Below are 19,757 nucleotides of genomic sequence, written 5' to 3'. Positions count from 1 at the left end.
CATCAGAGAATCTCACTTTCAAGTCCGACCATCATCGGCGAGAAACCTTCTCGTACGATCCGCAACGATTGTGAATGCTACAATGCAACCACTGTGTGGCATTGAATGAGGTCGTGATGAACGAGAAACAAAGAATCCGAATCAGAGAGGCAACTGCCAAGGACATCAGCTTCTTGGCAGCCTCCATTTGTCGGCTGCAAGCGGCACACGTGGAGGCCTATCCGCACATTTATCGGCCCATCATTGTTGAAGAGGCGGTGGATCACGTTTCCGATCTATTGAACACCACCGACTACTTTCTCAGAATCGCGGAAACATCCCAGATGTTGGTCGGGAGCGTGATTTGCGAGATACGTGAACTCCCCCAAAGTTTCTTCACTTTGTCGCATCGATTGTTGCATCTCATGCAGATTGAAGTTCACCCGGATTGCCGAAACATGGGTGTCGGTTCTGCTTTGTCACAGCTAAGAACTGGAGTAGTCTCAATCAGCCGGAACGCGATAGCGTCCGGTTTTCCCGACGGAACCGTGAGCTAACGCTCGACGGCTGTTCCTAAAATTGAATCGTGACAAACCACTAGGGCATCATCCGGTCTTGATTTTGGGGTTAGCCGTTTTGGCGTTAGCCACGGTTGTGTCACGAAAACCGTGGCTAACGCCAAAACGGCTCATCTACCGAACCCACGTTCTAAGACTGGACGATGCACTAGAGCGTTCAGTAACACTGCCTAGTGCATCATCCGGTCTTGATTTTGGGGTTAGCCGTTTTGGCGTTAGCCACGGTTGTGTCACGAAAACCGTGGCTAACGCCAAAACGGCTCATCTACCGAACCCACGTTCTAAGACTGGACGATGCACTAGGGCAAAAGTGCAACTTCAAAAGGCGAATGCGAGGAGAGGGAGACTTTCAGCGTGGGTCGATGATTGGGAACGGCAATACGTTTACCGGGGCACGCTATCGACTTGGAACGTCGAGCGATGATTGCCGTTCGACTCTGGGGACGTGAAGTTTATTGCTGACGTCTTTGATTACCCATCTGTATGGGAACTGAGTCGGGAAAGTGGAATTGGATCCCGCGAGGGATCGCAGAAGGTAGCCACGGGTCGCCGAAGGCGCACCCGTGGTATGCGACAACCATGTTGAATCGACCCCGAAGGGTGTCGCAGACGTCTCGGAATCGTGGCTGCGACCGCCTCCGGGGTCGGTTCTCGTCAGACCGAATGAACCGGCGATGATCGCTGCGCTCTATCGCCGGCTACCGTCTGAGACCGCTTCACGGTCAGATGCAGCAGCAAACCATTTCACGTTCTCCGAGTCGAGAACAAACACTACCATCCGCCGAAACACAGACAACACGCTTTGTGCCGTGCTGCGTAACCGTTGCCGCTCACTTCAGACCCGCGTCACGCATCATCATTTGCAGATCTGTCCAAGCTGCCTTTTTTGCCGCCGGAGTTCGCAACAAGTAGGCGGGATGATATGTCACCACAACTTTACTAGAAAAGTACTGATGGAACGTGCCTCGCAACTGGCCCAAGGGCAAGCGATTGTTCAGCAGCGCTTGGGTGCTAATAGCTCCCAGGCAAACGATGTACTCAGGCTGCAAGATCTGTATCTGTTGCTCGAAATACTCCCGGCAGTTTTCGATCTCGATCGGTTCAGGGTTTCGATTGTTCGGAGGTCGACACTTGACTGTGTTCAAGATGTAGACTTCCTGTCTCGACAACGAGCACGCTTCGATCATCTTGGTCAACAACTGGCCGGCCCTGCCGACGAACGGCCTGCCTTGCAAATCTTCGTCGCGTCCGGGAGCTTCGCCGAAAAACACCACACGCGGCTTGACGTCTCCTTCACCGAACACGGTATGGGTGCGGCATCGCGCCAACGCATCGCAGCGAACACATGCTGCGACTTGGTCCGACAAAACGTTCAGCGTGTCGGCACGTTGCTGAATAGGCAGGCTTGGCGTTGGATAATTTGAGGCGGTCACGACCAGCGGTGCGGCGGGTTGGCGAGGCGGGTTGGCGGCTGGACTTGCAGACGGTTTTGGTGGCTCGGCAGGTGCGGTTTGTTGCGTTTCCCGGCCGCCTGGCTGACCTGTTGATGGAGGTAGAGACGGCTTATCGGTTTGCACCGATTCCGTATTCCTCTTTGCCCAGGCGGAGAACGAATCCTTCAATCGCTGCACTTCGTCCGCGTCCGCAGCCGGCAACCAGTCCACTCCCTGAGACTGCAGGTGAGCAGCCAGTGCGGAGGCTTGTTGAAGCACGCGGAGGGCATCGAGCGGGGACTGAGAGTCATTCATGGTGCAAAGATGGGTTAAAAAGGTGTCTGACACCTTTCTCAGCAGGCGTCTACTCTCGGTAGCTGTGATCGGCCCATCATCATAGCGAGGGAGCCCGAGTGCGAGAACGCCCGCAGCGGTGGCCAGTGCTCAAACCATTGGTTTTCCGAGGAAAAAGACAATCTTTCGCTGCGTCCGCTGTTTCAAAATAACGCTGGCGTTTACCATTGCCAGATTGTTCGGTCCCGTCAGATTTCGCACAGTGAGTCGATTCCCCATGCCAGTCCCCCAAGTCGCCATCGTAGGACGACCCAACGTGGGCAAAAGCAGTCTCTTTAATTGGCTTGCCCGACGACGGCTAGCGATCGTTGATAACTTTGAAGGCGTGACGCGAGATCGGATGACCACCCTGATCGAGTCCGAAGACTGCTACTTTGAACTCACCGACACCGGAGGCATGGGCGTCGAAGACGCGGACGATTTGACCGCCGATGTGCGTCGCCAGATCGAATTGGCGATCAACTCCGCCGATGTGATCTTGTTGGTCGTTGACGTGCAAACGGGTTTGATGCCGCTGGACGAGATGGTTGCCGAACGGCTGCGGGGCGTCGAAAAGCCCGTGATCTTGGTGGCGAACAAAGCCGACCAGCCGCATCAGGAGATCCACGCGGAAGAGTTTCATGCACTAGGACGCGGCCGCCTGATCTCGGTCAGCACCACCCAAAATCGCAACCGCGACGAGTTACTCGAGCTGATCCGCGATCGCTTGCCGCCATCGGATGAAGTCGCTGCTGACGCGACGATGAAATTGACAATCGTCGGACGTCGTAACGTCGGCAAGAGCACTTTCGTCAATACGCTGGCCGAAACCGAGCGGATGATCGTCAGCGAAGTTCCCGGAACGACGCGTGATAGTGTCGACGTTCACTTCGAAGTCGACGGGCAGACCTTCATCGCAATCGATACACCGGGATTGCGGAAACGTAAAAGCCAACGGACGGACCTTGAGTTCTACGGCATGCACCGTGCTCAACGAAGCATTCGACGCGCCGATGTCGTGCTGATGTTCTTTGATGCCTCGGAGACCATCAGCAAAGTCGACAAACAACTTGTCGGCTACATCATGGAAAACAACAAGCCGTGCATTTTTGTCATCAACAAGTGGGACTTGTTGTTGGGCCAAGTCGCCACCGAGCGATGGGTGCGTTACCTGCGAAGCAATTTCCCCACACTCGCCTACGCTCCGATCGCGTTCATCACGGGCAAAGAAGGCAAGAATGTCAAAGCGTTGTTGAATCACTCAACGATGCTCTACAAGCAAGCCCGAGAACGAGTTTCCACCGGCGTGCTGAACCGCTTGCTGCGTAGCGCCATCGAAACGCACAAACCACCGCTGTACCAAAATCGAAGGCCGAAACTCTACTACGCTACTCAGGTGGCGACCGAGCCGCCCACAATCGTGTTGATGTGCAACGAACCCAAAGCGTTCGCAAATGATTATCGCCGCTACCTGCTCAGTGTTTTGAGGGATCACCTCAAATTCGGCGAGGTCCCGATCAGACTCTATCTGCAACGTCGCGCTCGTGGTGACGAACAAGATTTGATCGACCGAGGATCAGCATAACGAAGCCCTTTGCTGAAGAGTTCCCCTTGTGATGTGCTGCACCCAAGTCATGCGTTTCCTAACGGTGCTGATGTTTGGCGTCGGTTTGGCAAGTTCAACCCTGGCCGACGCACCGTCGAACACGCGGCCGCCGAACATTCTCTGGATCGTCGGCGAAAACCTAAAACTGGACTTGGGGTGTTACGGCGGTCCGAATGTGTCGACGCCAAACCTGGATGGATTGGCCGGTGACGGCGTGAAGTTCACTCGCGTGTTTTCGACTTCACCCGTTTGTGCTCCCAGTCGCTCCGCGTTCATGACGGGGATGTACCAGACGACCACTGACATGCACCACATGCGGTCGCACCGTGATGATGACTTCCGGTTGCCCGTTGGCGTTCGGCCCATGACGCACCGGCTGGCCGAGGCCGGATACCTGACGGCGAACATCTCCAAAATAGGTGATCGCACCGTCGGGACCGGAAAACTCGATTTGAACTTTGTCAACGAAGGCCCCGTGTATGCAACGGACGATTGGGAGCAACTGAAATCTCATCAGCCCTTCTTTGCGCAGATCAACACACCGGAGATCGAGTACGACATCTACGATCGACGCACCTTTGAAAAAGAACGCGCGGTGTTTGTCGGAGAAGAATGGCACCCCAAGATCGCCACTCCTGAAAACGTTACCCTGCCGCCTTACTATCCCGATCATCCGATTGCCCGCCAGGAATGGGCTCGCTATCTGAATTCGGTCTCAGGAATGGATGTTCGAGTGGGGTGGATCCTGGAGCGTCTGAAGCAGGACGGCTTGTTTGACAACACCATCATCTTGTTTTTCGGCGACAACGGACGCCTGGAAGCACGCGGGATTCATTGGTGCTGGGACACGGGCATCCACGTCCCCATGATCGTCCGCTGGCCCAACAGCCACCCTGCTCCACCACAGTTTCAACGTGGTGCGACGAATGACCAAGTCATCAGTTTGCTCGACATCACTGCCACCACGCTTGGTTGGGCCGGAATCGAACGACCGTCAACGATGCAAAGTCGCCGGTTCATGGGCCAGATCACGGATCCCGCGCGTCGGTACGCCTTCAGCGCACGCGATCGCATCGACGAAACGGAGAACCGCATCCGCAGCGTTCGCGGGGAACGCTACCACTACTTGCGAAACTACATGCCCGAGCAAGGTTTCGCATCGCTGAATCGGTACAAGGAAAAGTGTTTTTTGGTGAAACCGTTGATGCGAAACATGCTCGCGGACGGTTCGCTCAATGGGCCGCCGGCCGAGCTGATGCGTGACCTGCCGCCGGAACAGCTTTACGACACATTGTCCGATCCGCATGAAATCAAAAATCTTGTGGATTCAACCGATCCTGTTCACCAAGCCGCCTTGCTGGAGATGCGAGCCGCCCTGGACACATGGATTGTTGAAACAGGCGACCGCGGCGAATTTCCTGAACCCAGAGAGATCGTCGCGCCATTCGAAAAAGAAATGCATGATTGGTTTGGAACACCGCGTTGGTATCAAAAGCCTTGACTCAGTAGGCCTGACCTGGATTTTCGTACCAGAACACGCCCAAGTTGTCTCGCTCTTCGCAGGTGATGACGTCCAGGTCTCCGTCTTCATCGACATCCAGCAACTCGATACGGTCAAACTTGACGCCGTCAGGTCCGCTGACGTTCGTGGCGTCGTTGAGCGCCTCCACTGACGCGAGCACCACGCCGGGCTTCCCTTTGTCCATTTTATGAACACCCGTGTTCGCAGCGAAGACAAACTGTAGTGGGTCTGATCCGGGGATTCGCCGAACCGCTTTGCCGCTTTGAATCTGCAGCGGATTGGTGAGACTTTCAGTCGTCCACGAGTCAGGGGCTGTGCGTTGAAATCGCAAGGTCAATCCGTCGCGAGTCGTTGCGAGGACCTCGCCAGCGTCGCCGTCGATGAACATCACCTCGTGATTTCCTGCACCGATTTCGTGCCTCGTCCATGCCGTCGGATCAGATCGTTTTGCAGACTCAGGTTGTTCCAACCAATACACGCCCCGACGATCCCCTTTGCGATCGCTGACCAAGACATCTTCGTCGCCATCGGCATCCATGTCGACCGCGATCAGCGACATGATCCATCCGGCCTTTTGCAAGACGACGCGATTCCAATCCTCTATGCGCTCGGATTCCGCCGTTATCTTTCCAGACGCCGGATACAGCAATGCGACTTGGCCGTCTGGAGATTTGGATCCGACGACTAGCCCAGAAACCGCACCGCTAATGTTGACCATCGTGGCAAACATCCAGCGAGAAACTTGATCACAGCTCTTGATCGGCGTTGATTTCCACCGTCCCTCTTGCAACATGAGATCTCGTGTCAGCACCTTGTCGTCCTTGGCATCCAATCGATGCACCATAACCTGCTTTTGGTTTCCTTCGTGGCAACTGACGACCAAAGCGGCGAACTCACCCGGCAATGAGATCGCAACCGCATCCTCCACCGACTTTTGTTTTCCGACAACGACGCGCGGCCAAGGTTGACTTCGCTGTTCGATATCCGGTGCAAAGTAGACGCAGACATGCCCGGATTCTTCCCATCCGGTCACGATGTCCAACTCGCCATCGCGATCGATATCCAGCAGACGCACGCCATCGGCGCCTCTGCCTCGGTCGTCAATCGTATGTCGTTTCCACTGCGCGTTGGCGGGCGAGGAGCTAGCTGCGGCCAACAGCAACGCGGCGGCAATGAAGGACCAACAGAATGTCTTCCCGAAATCGGCTCGATACCTTCGATGATAGGACATGATGGGATCGGTCACTTTCCTCACCTGGATCCACGCACTTCCCAATTGGGATGTGGAACATGGGCTTCTGCCATGATCGATTCTAACTTCTCAACGATGTCGGGATGCTCCTTCGCCACATCGTTTGCTTCGCCGATATCGGCGTCCAAGTCGAATAGTTTGGTCGGGCCAGTCATCCAAGGCATCCGGATCGCTTTCCAGTTCCCTGAACGCACCGCCTGCTTGCCGCCTTGCTCATAGAACTCCCAGTAAAGGTAATCATGCTGTTTTTGCCGACCCAGATCACCGCGGATGGTGGGTACAAAGCTAATCGAATCCAGCCCTGCGGGCGGAGCCACGCCGGCCAAATCGGCGGCTGTAGCCATCAGGTCGCCAAAGTATCCCATGTGATCCGAGGTCGTATTGGCGGGAGCCGTCCCTGGCCAACGAACAATGAAGGGAACCCGAATGCCTCCTTCGTAGAGATCACGCTTCATCCCTTGAAGCGGTCCGGCCGGATCAAATAGCTCCGGATGATGGCCACCTTCATTATGAGGTCCGTTGTCACTAGAGAACATCACCACGGTGTTATTCGCGATACCGAGTGTGTCCAACAGGTCGAGCAGTCGTCCGACGTCAGCATCCAAACGCGAGATCATCGCAGCTTGTCCTTTGTCTGGGTTGCTCCAGTCCTGGTCCGCGTACTGTCCATAGTCGGGCACCTCCATTCCGTCGCCGGTTCCCTTCGTCGCTTCGTTGTTTGCGTGTGGGATGGTGAATGCGAGGTACAGAAAGAACGGCTTGCCATCCTTGGATGCTTCGGCATGACGCGTGATGAACTCGTTTGCTTCCTTGGCAACCAGATCGTGACTGTAGTCGATTTTCCTGGTTGCCCAACCGCCGGTGAACCCGCCATAGGATCGGTCCAGTCGATGGACCACATTGTTGAGTGATTCCTTGGCATCATTTCGCCAAAGGAACTCGGGGAAATAGTTGTGTGCGTGAACTTGATTCAAGTAGCCATAGGAAAAATCAAACCCTTGTCGGCTCGGCAACCCAACCCTGCCGCCTTCCGCATGATCGCCCAACCCCCATTTGCCGCACAAGCCGGTTGAATAGCCAGCGGACTTGAGCAACTCTGCAACCGTCACGTCCTCATCTCGCAGCGTCTGACTCGACATGTCGGGACCACCGGCGTTTCCTCTGACATATGCGTGGCCCATGTGTCGCCCCGTCATCAACACGCAACGCGATGGGGCACAAACCGTGTTGCCCGCGTAGAAATTCGTAAATCGAATTCCTTCGGCAGCCATTTGATCCAGCCTGGGTGTCTGGATCAATCGTTGACCGTAACAGCCAAGGTCACCATATCCCATGTCGTCGGCCAAGATGAACACGATATTTGGCTTGGTCGCGTCGGCAGCGAAAGCGGGAAATTGTATCGCAGCCAATGCGATAAACAGAAAGAGTGTTCGTGAGATCATGATGGGAAATCAAAGACAAAACATAGGGAGGGGCAGTCAGGAAGTTGCCATTGGGAGCAAACAGGGCAACGCTCCAATCGGATACCCAGAGTATAGACGATCCGGCGATGCTCAAACGGATCGAAGGAGTTTGGCGGTGGCCCGAATACGCGTTCACAATGCCGGCTCGAACACGCGTTCACCCTGCCGGGCTGAACCCCTCGGTTCAACTCGATCAGCAGGCGGCACGGTAGACTCTATGGTCGGTCCGGGGCGCGGTCGTTGGCGAAAGACACTCTGGAATCGGCAACGAAAACATCGGTCAGAGCATATTCGTTGCGTAGAAGTGTTGCATCGCGATATACATGACACATGCGACGAGAAGACTCGCTGCGATGACGAAGCCGCCAATCACACGCACGCGTTTGATTTGCCACCACATGAGTAGTCCGGTTAGACCCCAGGCAACCATGGCAAAAGCCATCGTATCCACGAACAATGACCAGACCAAGCGGGCCGTCCAGCTCGGTGATTGACCATGGGACGTGTGCAATCGCATGAAAAAACCTCGCCGAGACATTCCAGTACTGCCATTGTACGAGGTGACATCAACGTGTCCATCTTTGAGGACATACGTTACCCGCGCAGGCTTGCCATTCACGGATGCCAGGAAATTAAGTTTTGTCCAACCATGTGGCTTGAGCATGTCGTCGGATTCGATCCCCGTCTCTTGCAGCATGTGTATTGCCGCGCGAAACGCAATGTCTTGAGGATCTTCCGCGAGCCGGACTCTCTTGAGATCAGCAACAAGGTTGGTCGGTTTCGAAGTCGGTTCCGGAAACTGAACCAAGTAAGATTCGTGATTGTGAGGGCTGACATGCAACACGTGACGTTGGCCCATGGCGGTCACTTCGAACATAATGTTGTTTGTGAACTTGGCTTCCGACTTGTCGTGGATCGTGACCGACACGTTCTCGCCAGTGCGCTCAATCGCGTCGGCGACTTGCTGCGCCAATACGTCCGGCGATGGAAAGTCCGACATGGCGGAACCAGCAACGACGGCTTGCGGAATCGAAATGGTTTGCCCTTCGGGAAACAATCCTTGATGGTTGAACATCGCACCGGTGATTCCATATAGAAACACCCAGGGCAGCAAAAACAATCCTGCGTAGAGGTGTACCCGACGGGCGACCATCATGAATCGAGAAAGTGGCCGTCGACGGCGTGTGAAGTTGGTCTTTGGTGAAGACGCGGATTCGTTTTGATGCGTTGTGTCAGGGGTTGGCATTGGTTTTTCAGCGGTGCTGCAAATTAGTCAGCGGGCATCATCCTGCCGCAAACAATCGCTAGTGGAAAGTTCACTTGGGAACAAGAACGCGTCCGTTTTCTACAGCGTAAAAGGTAACAAACGACAGGAATGATGCCGGGCGCGCTGCCCCAATGAACTGCATTCCACTCACGACGGTTCTCAGTTGGGGATCTTGATGAATTTAGCGAGTACCACGTCGCCTGCGAAGCAGGCTCCTTCATAGCAAAGCTCTTTCCCGCCGCCGCCAGCGAATTGAGATTGAAAAGCGTTCTGGACCGGCCAACCCGGGCCTTTGTTGATCCAGTGAGATAGAGGTTGCCGTGGCCGTCGAAGAAACTCGCTCGACCGTAGTCGTAACTTGCGCCTCCAAAATAGCTACTGAACAAGATCTCAGCAAAGTCCGCTGAAAGAACTGTTACGATCGCATCATCTTGCCTCGGCTTTCGCCCAGGTGTGGCGAAGGCTGCCTCTGCATTCTCAAAGAGCTGTTTTTGCCAGGAGTAAGCCTGAGTGGGTTGCAGGCCTAGCTCATCGCACAGGTCAGAAATGGGAATTTGTCGACCAGGTAGCGTTTTACGACAGCAGCTTTTTCCCGGGCGGTAAAGGTTCGTCGAGATCGTGTCATCAGTAGGTCCTCCTTTGGACTGTAGAATAACTCGATCACCACACGACTCCAGAATCAACTGAGGCAAAACATGATCACGAAGCCGATTGTTTCGTAGTCGCGGCGGGCAGGCTGCATGTAATCCGTACCCGGTTGTTCTTCCCACAATCGCATTGCCATGGAAGTTCCCGAGACCAGATATTTTTGACCCATGCTTCCGCGAGGCGATGTGTCGGCGCTTACTTTTTTGATTGTCGTGTCGGACATGACTTGACTCCCAAGAGATACGATTTGGATGAGTAGCGAAAGTCGCCAAGGGTTCCGAAGACTCGCGTTGAATTTCGTCTGGTTTGGCATTACCGCGAAAGTCTTTGGGGCCTTCGCTAGAGTCTCTTTCTACCCACGATGCGGTTGATCAATGGCTGCAATCTTCATGCCGAAAACACTTTGGACATCCGAGTTTGGACTGAGATATCAATGTCGTCCCCCGACGTTGCCCACGATCGTCACCGTCGCACCCGCCTCACGAAAACCTGGGTTCAAGAGCCGTCGGTTTGTGATCGGCTGACCTTTTGCAATTTCTCCGTCGGTGAATTTCGCGAGTTGATTAATGACGCTCGCTGGCGAGGACCGTGTAGAACGCTGGGACGACAAACAGCGTGAACAGGGTGTCGATCGCCATCCCAATGCCGAGAGTGAAGCTGATCGCAAAACGGCTGGCTGCACCAGGACCTCCACTGGCGACGAGCAGAGGGATCAAACCGACGACGGTTGCGGTCGTCGTCATCAAGATGGAACGAAGCCGCAGCGACGCTGCTTTTTCAATCGCAGCTCGTCGGTCAAGTCGCTCACTGGTTTGCAGTTCACCCGCGAACTCAACCAATAAGATACCGTGACGAATGATCGAACCGATCAATGCCAGTAAGCCGATCTGAGTATAAATGTTGACGGTGATGACGCCGGCGGCGAAGAACACGAGTGCCCCGGCGATGGACATCGGGACGCTGATCAACATCACGGCCGGATCACGGAAACTCTCGTATTGAGCCGCCAACGTCAGATACATCAACAGGACGGCCAAACCGAAGGCCAGCAACAGCGATGAGCTTTCAGAAACGAATTGTCGTGACACCCCCTTCCAATCGGTCACGTAATTGTTAGGCAGGGTGCCGTTGCTCTGCTGTTTCAAGAAATCAATCGCTTCTCCGAGAGAAACGCCGGGTGCTGGCACGCCGGACAGAGTGGCCGAACTGAGCTGATTGAAACGCTTCAATTGTCGGGGTTGAACGTCTTCTTTGATCGAGATGAAAGACGACATTGGGACCAGTTCACCACTTCGAGTAGCAACGCGATAGTCGAGGATCTGATCTGCGACCAGTCGATAACGACGCTGGACTTGTGGGACGACGCGATAGCTGCGTCCATCATAGCTAAAGAAGTTGACGTAGCCGCCCGAGAGCATCGTCGAAAGGTCCAGTCCAATCGTGTCGACGTTGACTCCCAATGCGGCTGCTTTGTCACGGTCGATCAACAAACGATGCTGGATTTTGTCGAACTTCAAATCGGACTGAATGAAAGTGAATTTTCCGCTCTGCCGGGCCGCTTCGAGAAGTGATTGAGCGGACTCCAGAACGGAGCGTGGCTGGTCGATGGAACTGATGACAAACTGGATCGGTGGGCCTCCGCCCGCACCGGGCAAGACCGGTGGTGCGATCACGACGGATTGCAGACCTGCGATTTCATCAACGGACGACTGCAGCTGCGGTTGAAGTTCCATTTGGGTCATTTCGCGTTGCTCCCAATCCAATAAGCTCACGCCTCCAAAAGCCCCGTTGCTGCCACCGCTGCCGCTGCCGCCACCGTTGACCGTGAAGACAAATTCAACTCCCTCGTACTCGCCAATCTTCTCCGCCAGTACGGATGTCCAGCGTTCTAGTTGGTCAATGGAAACATTGGGATCGGCTTGAGCGGTGATCACCAGAAAGCCTTCATCCTCCGGCGGTGCCAGTTCAAACTTGGCGGCGCTGAATAGAAAGTAGAGGCTACCCAGAATTGCGACGCCAACGGAAAGCACCAACCAGCGTGCGTCGAGGGCACCAGTGAGCACGCGGCTATAGCCGCTGGCAAGCCAGCGGAATCCCGCGTTGACCCAACGGGCGAGGAACCAGTCTCGATTATTGTTCGCAGTATGATCTTGTTCTTGATCGCCGTTGGACTCGCTGCTGGATTGTTCGAGCGTCCTGCCAGATTTATCTTTTGATCGCAGTATTTTTGCGCACATCATCGGGGATAACGTCAGCGCAATCACGCCGGAAATCAACGTCGCGCCGGCAACCGTGTAGGCGAACTCGGTAAACAGGCTTCCCGTCAATCCGCCCATCAAGCCGATCGGGGCGAATACGGCCAACACGACAATGTTCATCGCGACGATGCTCGTGCCGAGTTCCTTGACCGTTCGTTTCGCTGCCTGATCTGGTGTTGCTCCGCCTTCGATGTGCCGCGTTGCGTTTTCCACGATCACGATACCATCGTCCACCACCGTACCGATTGCCAAAATCAAAGCCAACAGCGTCAGCAGGTTGATTGAGTAGCCAAGCATCTGCATGATGAAGAATGCGCCGACGATGGCAAGTGGCATGGCGATAGCGGGAACCAACGCCGAACGTAACGAGCCAAGGAATAAGAAGATGACGACGCTGACAATCACCAGGGCTTCTATTAGAGATTGGACGACTTCGTCGATTGAGTCTTCGACGGTTTCGGTAGCGTCGTAAACGATCGTTCCCTCCAGACCGGTTGGAAGTTGCTTTTTGATCGCCGGAATGAGCGCGCGAACGCCGGTGACCGTTTCCAACAGGTTCGCTTCGGGCGCGATCTGGACGCCGATGAAGACCACTGTCTTGCCTTCGAAGATCACGCTGCTGTCGTAGGTTTCTGCTCCCAGTTTGACGTCGGCCACATCTCGCAGTCGAATGATCGCATCGCCTTGCTCGCGGATGACCAGTTTCTCAAAGGCATCGACGCTGTCTAAATTCGTCTCCGCCTTCAAAGGAATGGCGAGCTTTGGCCCTTTGGTCTCGCCCACGGCAGCCAGGAAGTTGCTTTGCGTGATTGCGGTGCGAACCTGGGATGGCGTGACGCCAAGCGCAGCCATCTTGGACGGGTCAAGCCAGATCCGCATCGCGATCGTTTGCGAGCCGATCGTTTGTGCTTGTTGAACTCCGGCGACGGTCTCCAGACGGGGGCGGACGGCGCGGGTCAAGTAGTCAGTGATCTCACTTGCCTCTAAGACATCGCTGGTGAAGGCAAGGTACATGGCGGCTTGATCACCGCCGGTACTGACCGTGACAATCGAGTCCTCGCTGCCCGGTGGCAGACGATTGCGGACCTGTTGAATTTTGGTCAAGATCTCCGCCACGGCTTCGTTGGGTTCGTAGCCCAACACCAGTCTCGCCGTGATCGTGCTGGTGCCCAGCGTGCTGCTGCTTTCCAAATAGTCAATGCCTTCGGCGGTGGCGATCGCTTGCTCCAGTGGCGTGGTGATGAAGCCTTGCACGAGGTCTGCATCGGCACCGATGTACGGCGTGACAATCGTGATGGTCGTCGACGTCGTTTGGGGGTATTGGCGGACGGTCAATCGAGTGATTGCTTGGGCACCCAGCAGGGCGATGACAAGGCTGATCACCGTTGCCAGGACGGGGCGATCAATGAATCGGGTGAAGATGCTCACGGCTTTGTCGGCTCCGCTACGACGCCTTCACTGACATCTCTCTGGCTGATCGTGACCGGCGACTCATTACTCAGTTTCAATTGGCCCGAAGTAACCACGCGCTGTCCCGCTTCGACGCCTTCGATGATCTCGATGTCCAGGCCACGTCGCTCGCCCGTTCGTACAAAAGTTCGTTTGGCAAGCGTTTGCTCGGATCCTTGTTCGGCTTCCTGCAGCACGAACACGCTGCTGCCATAGGCGTTGACTGCGATGGCCGTCTGCGGGATCGTCACGACATCACGTTGCTGCGGAAGCTCCACGACGACGTCGGCGAACATTCCTGGTTTCAATTTGCGTTCTTGATTGGGCAGTTCGGCCCGGACGGTGAAGCTGCGTGTGGTTTCTTGGATCAACGGTGTGATTGCAGAAACGTTCCCAATGAATCTTGCATCGGGGTAGGCAGACGTGGAAACTCGCACCGCAATCCCGAGATCGACGACACCCGAATTGCGTTCGGGAAGATCGAAGTCGACGAATATCGGTTCAATCTGCTGAAGGTTCACGACCGCGTCGCCGGGCGAAACATACTGGCCCAGATTGGTCTTCCGAATGCCGAGCGTGCCCGCAAATGGAGCGACAATCTTTTTGCGGTCGATGATGGCACGCTGTTTGTCGATCGCTGCTTGCAAACGATCGACTTCGGCGATCGCTTCGTCGTAAGCTTCTCTGGAGATGGCATTGCCCTCGATCAACTGCGTCGCGCGCTCCTGATCCGATTTGGCTTTTCGCAACTGCGGCTCCAACGACTCAAGCTGTGCAACCTCGCTGGTCGTATCCAGTTGGACCAGTAGTTCGCCTTGTTCCACCCGTGCCCCTGATTCAAAATCGATCGCAACGACTTTTCCGGCCAGTTCACTGGTCAACTCCGTTCCCTGAACTGCGGTGAGTGTGCCCACGCCGGTGAGTTCCGTGGTCCACGTCTGACGCTGTGCCGATGCGACGGTAACAGAGGTTGGCGGCCGCGAGTGAGCTTGCTGCGAAGTGTCGCTTTGCGAGTAGAGTTTGTATCCCGCATAGCTTGCACCGCCTACCAGCAACAACGCGATCGACCCAACTAGGTAACTCGCCCACGGACGCCGCCGCTTGGCATTACTTTCGCTGCTGCTCGAATCACTCATGATCCGCCTTCTTTCGCGGTCGCATCGCCTTCATGCATTGCTGCCGATTCATAATAGATAGCCAGAGCTCTCCGCGATCGGTCATCCAGTTTGTCGGCAATCTTGTGCATGATCTCCGCCTCACTGCCACCACGTTTTCGCTGGCCAAATAGTTCCAACTGCCTGGTGATGTACCAAGCCGGTTGCCCCGTCAATCGCGGATGAGTATCGCTACGAAGCCAATCGCCTGGTCCATGACAATCGACGCACGAGGGGATCTTTGCCGATGCATCACCTTCGTGAGCTAACTGCCTGCCAAAATCAATCAAATCATTCATGTCCAGCTCCTTGAGCTCCCGGCGATGATTTGCAGAATCATTGCGTGATTGATTTGCAAAGTAGCCTGCCAATTCGTTGATTTGCGATTGCGTCAAATGGTATGCCACCGGCATCATGACACCACTGTGCCGTGTCATGTCGTGAAAGGATTGAATCGACGCTTTTAGGTAGGCTCTGTTTTGTCCAGCCAAAACCGGCACACGCCGATTGACGTTCTTGTTGCCATCCAAGCCATGACATGATGCGCAATGCTCGGCGACAAAGCGTTTGATCGGATTGTCTGTCTCAGCGGGGTCGACTCGCGTGTCCTTTAGATACTGTTGGTGACTCATTTCAGGAAGCTGATTGAGAAAAGCGACGACCGGCCAGATTTCATCGTCTCGATTCTGTGTCGGCCAGGCCGGCATCCCGGCGAACTTGACACCGTGCTTGAGAATGTAGAACTTCTCCTCTGAACTCATCCCCGCCATCGAGACTCGCAGCAGCGGTGGCTGCGGCGTCATGCCTTGTGCGACAGGCGGTTGCTCTTTGCCGGGTTGCCCGTGACAGAAAATGCAATTGGTCTGATAGGTCCCAGCTCCCAATTTGACCATGCCGGTTTCGTCCAGCGGCGGAACCTCGATTCCGTTGCTGTGAAAGTCCACCGAACGATCGCTGGCGTAGTCCAGCAACCATGCCGTGATTGGCCAATGACCGCTGCTGGCTGTCACCGGAATGACACCGCTGACCAGAACGACGACGCCGGCGACAGCGAGCAACGTGACAGTGATGAGTGTTCGTCGAAAGGTAATCTTCATGTCTTCGCTCCCGCGGGTGGAGCATACGGAGGTAGAGCTGTCTCAGAAGTCCGAGGATCTCGTCGATTCTCGCTGTGAGCGAGCGTGATTAAATCCTTCGTCAACCACAAACCGCCCGCCAGGAATGCTGCGCCGCCGACGATCAACATCACCGCGCCTCCCAGGTGTTGGTCCGTGATTGGTGACAGTCCGCCGCCACCGTGATGATGCGAATACAACAACCGTGGCGACATCACCAACAACGCACCGAGCAACGTCATGTGCATCGACGTCAACAACAAACCAATCACTCCAGCGCCGCTGCGCCGCGGCGATCGAGGAATCTCGCCTCCAAAGGCCGACAACCAAACCCAGACGCCGGCGCACAAGAACATCGTCTGTTCGATAAGAAATCCGATCGACGAGTGTCTCGCAAAATGATGCAGTCCCGGCGCATGCCAAGCCCAGACAATCACCAGCTCGCCTATCGATGCGGGGATGGGCGAGAACAACGATGGCACACGGCGGACGGGATCGTAATGCAGCCCCGACATCCCAATCGACAACAATGGTGCTGCCACCGCGACAACTGCCATGTGTAGCGTCATGTGCGCGGCGAAGGAGGATTGGGCGAGATGGGGCAGTGGCCCCATCCAAGCAATCAGCAGCACCAACCAGCCGACGTTCCAAGCAGTCAACTTCATCAGTGTCCTCCCACCATGACAAAAACCAACACGGTGTACAGCGTCGCGATGAGGCTGAGCAGTGACAGCAGGAATGCGGTGAACCCCAGAAAGTGAGTGCGTTCGTCGGGGTCATCAAAGTCGTAGGGAATGGGCGGATCGCCCCGCCGAAAATTCTGATAACTCATCCCAGCAACCAAGACAATGACGAGAATCGCCGGCACTGAATAGAGCGATATCAGAGTCCAGAGCGTCTTCAAATCGTGTGTTTCCGCGAGTTTCTCATACCAGATCGCGACAGTGATGTAGCACGCCAAGAAATGAATCGCCCACGTGCAGGGCGAGATCACAATCCACCAAAGGTGATCCCGAATTGTTTTCGGTTTCGATTCGGCGTGTTTGGTTGGTGATTCGACGCCGGGCATCATGCTACCTCCGGAAACAGAGCGATGACAGTTCCGGTGATCGTGGCGGTCAACGCCAAAAAGTGCCAGTACAGAGTGACGTTGACAATGTCTGCATCGTGGACGGCATCCATAAGCCCGCATACGCGTCGTGCAGCGGTGTAAACCAACATCACCACCCCCACGAGCAAGTGTAATATCGTCCACAACACCAAGACGGAGACGCTGGCGCAATAGACATGCTGCGTCGGATCAACGCCGTTTGAATACGGTCCCCAAAAAAGTGCCCATGCGGAAGCAAGCCCAAGCAGTATTGCGATGGCGATGCCGAAATAGAACCGAATCGAAGCTCGCCATGTGTCTCGGCGTTTAGATTTCTGATCGATCGTCGCGTTGACTGTCGCTACGTTCGTTCCAGTACGATTCCAGCGGCGCGACAACAAAACAGACAACCAAGCCAAGATCGCCAGCGCGACCGAGCAAAGAGGCCAGACCATGCCCGGCCCCATAACGATTCGCCCGTCAAACTGCGTCGGAGGAAAGTCTTCATGTACGGTCCAGTAAAAAAAGTATCCGAATACAAGCGATACAAATGCGGTCATGTCGCCCAACATGGTGATGAACATCGCCCACCATCCGACCGCTGCGGGACCCGAAACATACGTCGGCAACGTCAAATCCAGCCCGACGTCCTTTGTGTCTTTTTCAGGAATGATCGCCGTCCCGGTCCACAGCCAGATGAGGATGGTCGCAAACGACAGTACACAGCTAACACCTGCCGCCCAATACCAGTGAAAGGTTGAGAAAATGAACACTGCCCCGGTGAACATTGCCGCAAACAGAGTCAGAAATGTCGGCCCCGGGACACGCAAACACTGCATCGGTTCGGCATCGACCGTGCTCGTGACCATCGTTTCTCTTAATCCCTCTTCTGCATCCGGGAGGTAGAAGTTGCCCTCGTCGACGTCCTTTAGAAAGTTCTCTTGCTCCCAAAGCGGGTAACGTGTCGTCACGATTGGAATGCTGCGGATGCCCCACGGTTGATCGGGAACTTGGCCGCTCCATTCCAGTGTTCCCGCATTCCACAGGTTGCGTTTGACCAGTGGCTGTTTACCTTTGGGGCGAAACACGTCGTACAACAGGATCAAGAATCCGATACCTAGCGTGAAAGCACCGATGGATGAGATCAGGTTGGGCAACTCAAACCCCATACCGCCAGGGTACGTGTAGACGCGGCGAGGCATCCCGATCAAACCGCTGATATGCATCGGAAAGAAAGCGACGTTGAATCCAATCAGCATGACCCAGAATGCAATCGTTCCCAGTCGTTCACTGAGTTGCTTGCCTGTCACGAACGGGTAGTAATAGTAAAACCCTGCCACAATTGGGAAGATCGTTCCGCCGACCAACACGTAGTGCAAATGGCCGACGATGAAGTAGGTGTCATGAACTTGATAGTCAAACGGTGCAATCGCGATCATCACTCCGGTCAGTCCGCCGATGATGAACGTGGCCAGCCCGGCCAGCACAAACATCAACGCGACGTTGCGTCTGACCCGACCGATCAACAGTGTTGCGATGAAGCAAAAGATTTGCACGCCGGTCGGAATAGCGACCGCCTCCGACGCTGCCGAAAAGATTCCGATTGAGATTCCGGGCAATCCTGTCGTGAACATGTGGTGAACCCAAAGCCCAAAACTCAGAAAACCGGTTCCCACCGCTGCCAACACGATCCAGCCGTAGCCGGCGATCGGCGTCCGCGCGAAGGTCGGCACGATCATCGCGACCAACGCGATCGACGGCAAGAACACGATGTAGACCTCCGGGTGCCCGAAAATCCAAAACAGGTGTTGCCAAAGCATCGGGTCACCGCCACGCTCGGCATCAAAGAATGGCCAGTCAAGTGCGCGTTCCAGTTCCATCAACAGGTCACCGGCGATCAATGGTGGAAATGCGAACAGGATCATCACCGCGACGACCAAGATGTACCACGCATACAGTGGAATCAGATTCAATCGCATCCCCGGCGGTCGACATTTCAATGTCCCGACAATCAACTCCACAGCCGCCGCGATGGAAGCGATCTCGATGAACGACAGCCCCAACAGCCATATGTCAGGTCCCACATCGGTTTGGTACTGCGTCGTCATCGGCGGATACATGAACCATCCGCCACGTGGCCCGACGCCGAAGAAAAGTGATCCGCAGACGAAGACGCCGCCGATCAAAAAGCACCAAAAACCGTATGCCGACAGACGTGGAAATGGAAGGTCACGCGCGCCCAGCATTTCGGGCAACAACATGATCGAAATCGCTTCCAAAATCGGCACGGCAAACAGAAACATCATCACGCTGCCGTGCATCGTGAAGACCTGATTGTATTGTTCAGGGGTTAACCAGTCGTTGTCGGGAATGGCAAGCTGAATCCTCATGATCAACGCCAGCACGCCGCCGAACAAAAAGAATGCGAACGCGGCCAGTGTGTACCAAAGTCCCACCTCTGAGTTGTTGACCGCCGACCAGTACCGCCAACCCTTCGGCGTCTCCCATGCTTTTAGCAGCCGTTCTGCGCGTTCATCCATCGTGCGCCTCCTGCCGGATCTCAACTCGTTTGTCTGTCGAGAAACTTAGCAAGAGTATCTGCGTCGTCCG

15 protein-coding genes are annotated in these 19,757 nt (G+C 55.2%); 4 read left to right on the top strand and 11 right to left on the bottom strand.

The window, feature by feature from the left end; translation table 11 throughout:
• Nucleotides 1-116: 116 nt before the first annotated feature.
• Nucleotides 117-536 (top strand): GNAT family N-acetyltransferase, encoded by a 420-nt coding sequence (locus Pla52nx_RS18540; protein ID WP_146520279.1) that lies wholly within the window; start codon nucleotides 117-119, stop codon nucleotides 534-536.
• Between the two features lie 851 nt (nucleotides 537-1,387).
• On the opposite strand, the gene Pla52nx_RS18535 is transcribed toward Pla52nx_RS18540, so the two are convergent.
• Nucleotides 1,388-2,305, bottom strand: coding sequence for a uracil-DNA glycosylase (locus tag Pla52nx_RS18535; protein WP_146520278.1), 918 nt, complete (start codon nucleotides 2,303-2,305; stop codon nucleotides 1,388-1,390).
• 256 nt (nucleotides 2,306-2,561) lie between these two features.
• Here Pla52nx_RS18535 and der point away from each other — a divergent pair, with 256 nt between their 5' ends.
• Entirely contained in the window at nucleotides 2,562-3,908 is a 1,347-nt protein-coding gene (der, locus tag Pla52nx_RS18530; RefSeq protein ID WP_146520277.1) for a ribosome biogenesis GTPase Der, read from the top strand.
• A 31-nt stretch (nucleotides 3,909-3,939) separates the two neighbouring features.
• Nucleotides 3,940-5,430: a sulfatase family protein gene (locus tag Pla52nx_RS18525; RefSeq protein WP_342190427.1), complete on the top strand. Its 1,491-nt coding sequence runs from the start codon at nucleotides 3,940-3,942 to the stop codon at nucleotides 5,428-5,430.
• A gap of 1 nt (nucleotide 5,431) precedes the next feature.
• On the opposite strand, the gene Pla52nx_RS18520 is transcribed toward Pla52nx_RS18525, so the two are convergent.
• The 4 genes from Pla52nx_RS18520 to Pla52nx_RS18505 form a co-directional block, all read right to left on the bottom strand.
• Nucleotides 5,432-6,682, bottom strand: coding sequence for a hypothetical protein (locus Pla52nx_RS18520; protein WP_146520275.1), 1,251 nt, complete (start codon nucleotides 6,680-6,682; stop codon nucleotides 5,432-5,434).
• A gap of 20 nt (nucleotides 6,683-6,702) precedes the next feature.
• Nucleotides 6,703-8,145, bottom strand: a complete 1,443-nt coding sequence (locus Pla52nx_RS18515) for an arylsulfatase (protein ID WP_146520274.1) — start codon at nucleotides 8,143-8,145, stop codon at nucleotides 6,703-6,705.
• Between the two features lie 301 nt (nucleotides 8,146-8,446).
• Entirely contained in the window at nucleotides 8,447-9,412 is a 966-nt protein-coding gene (locus Pla52nx_RS18510) for a PepSY domain-containing protein (protein ID WP_146520273.1), read from the bottom strand.
• 700 nt (nucleotides 9,413-10,112) lie between these two features.
• Nucleotides 10,113-10,304, bottom strand: a complete 192-nt coding sequence (locus tag Pla52nx_RS18505; protein WP_146520272.1) for a hypothetical protein — start codon at nucleotides 10,302-10,304, stop codon at nucleotides 10,113-10,115.
• 151 nt (nucleotides 10,305-10,455) lie between these two features.
• Here Pla52nx_RS18505 and Pla52nx_RS18500 point away from each other — a divergent pair, with 151 nt between their 5' ends.
• On the top strand, nucleotides 10,456-10,605 hold the full coding sequence (locus Pla52nx_RS18500; RefSeq protein WP_231742005.1) for a hypothetical protein: 150 nt from the start codon (nucleotides 10,456-10,458) through the stop codon (nucleotides 10,603-10,605).
• Nucleotides 10,606-10,644: 39 nt separating this feature from the next.
• Here Pla52nx_RS18500 and Pla52nx_RS18495 read toward each other — a convergent pair whose 3' ends face one another.
• Genes Pla52nx_RS18495 through ctaD form a run of 6 tightly spaced genes read right to left on the bottom strand, consistent with a single transcriptional unit; the run spans nucleotide 10,645 to nucleotide 19,687 of the window.
• Nucleotides 10,645-13,767 carry an efflux RND transporter permease subunit gene (locus tag Pla52nx_RS18495; protein WP_146520271.1) on the bottom strand — a complete coding sequence of 1,041 codons (3,123 nt, stop codon included), beginning with the start codon at nucleotides 13,765-13,767 and terminating at the stop codon, nucleotides 10,645-10,647.
• Complete coding sequence (locus Pla52nx_RS18490; RefSeq protein ID WP_146520270.1) at nucleotides 13,764-14,924, bottom strand: efflux RND transporter periplasmic adaptor subunit; 1,161 nt, start codon at nucleotides 14,922-14,924, stop codon at nucleotides 13,764-13,766. The genes Pla52nx_RS18495 and Pla52nx_RS18490 overlap by 4 nt, the downstream gene beginning before the upstream one ends.
• Nucleotides 14,921-16,039, bottom strand: coding sequence for a c-type cytochrome (locus Pla52nx_RS18485; protein WP_146520269.1), 1,119 nt, complete (start codon nucleotides 16,037-16,039; stop codon nucleotides 14,921-14,923). Before Pla52nx_RS18485 ends, Pla52nx_RS18490 begins: the two co-directional genes overlap by 4 nt.
• A complete protein-coding gene (locus Pla52nx_RS18480; RefSeq protein ID WP_146520268.1) occupies nucleotides 16,036-16,722 on the bottom strand; it encodes a cytochrome c oxidase assembly protein in 687 nt (228 codons plus the stop codon). The genes Pla52nx_RS18485 and Pla52nx_RS18480 overlap by 4 nt, the downstream gene beginning before the upstream one ends.
• Nucleotides 16,722-17,126: a transmembrane prediction gene (locus Pla52nx_RS18475; RefSeq protein ID WP_197454649.1), complete on the bottom strand. Its 405-nt coding sequence runs from the start codon at nucleotides 17,124-17,126 to the stop codon at nucleotides 16,722-16,724. The genes Pla52nx_RS18480 and Pla52nx_RS18475 overlap by 1 nt, the downstream gene beginning before the upstream one ends.
• Nucleotides 17,126-19,687, bottom strand: coding sequence for a cytochrome c oxidase subunit I (ctaD, locus tag Pla52nx_RS18470; RefSeq protein WP_146520267.1), 2,562 nt, complete (start codon nucleotides 19,685-19,687; stop codon nucleotides 17,126-17,128). The genes Pla52nx_RS18475 and ctaD overlap by 1 nt, the downstream gene beginning before the upstream one ends.
• Nucleotides 19,688-19,757: the final 70 nt, after the last annotated feature.

The organism is Stieleria varia, assembly GCF_038443385.1.
GTDB classification, from domain to species: Bacteria; Planctomycetota; Planctomycetia; order Pirellulales; family Pirellulaceae; genus Stieleria; species Stieleria varia.
Note: the sequence above shows the minus strand (reverse complement) of the source record. Positions and strands in the feature narration are given on the sequence as shown.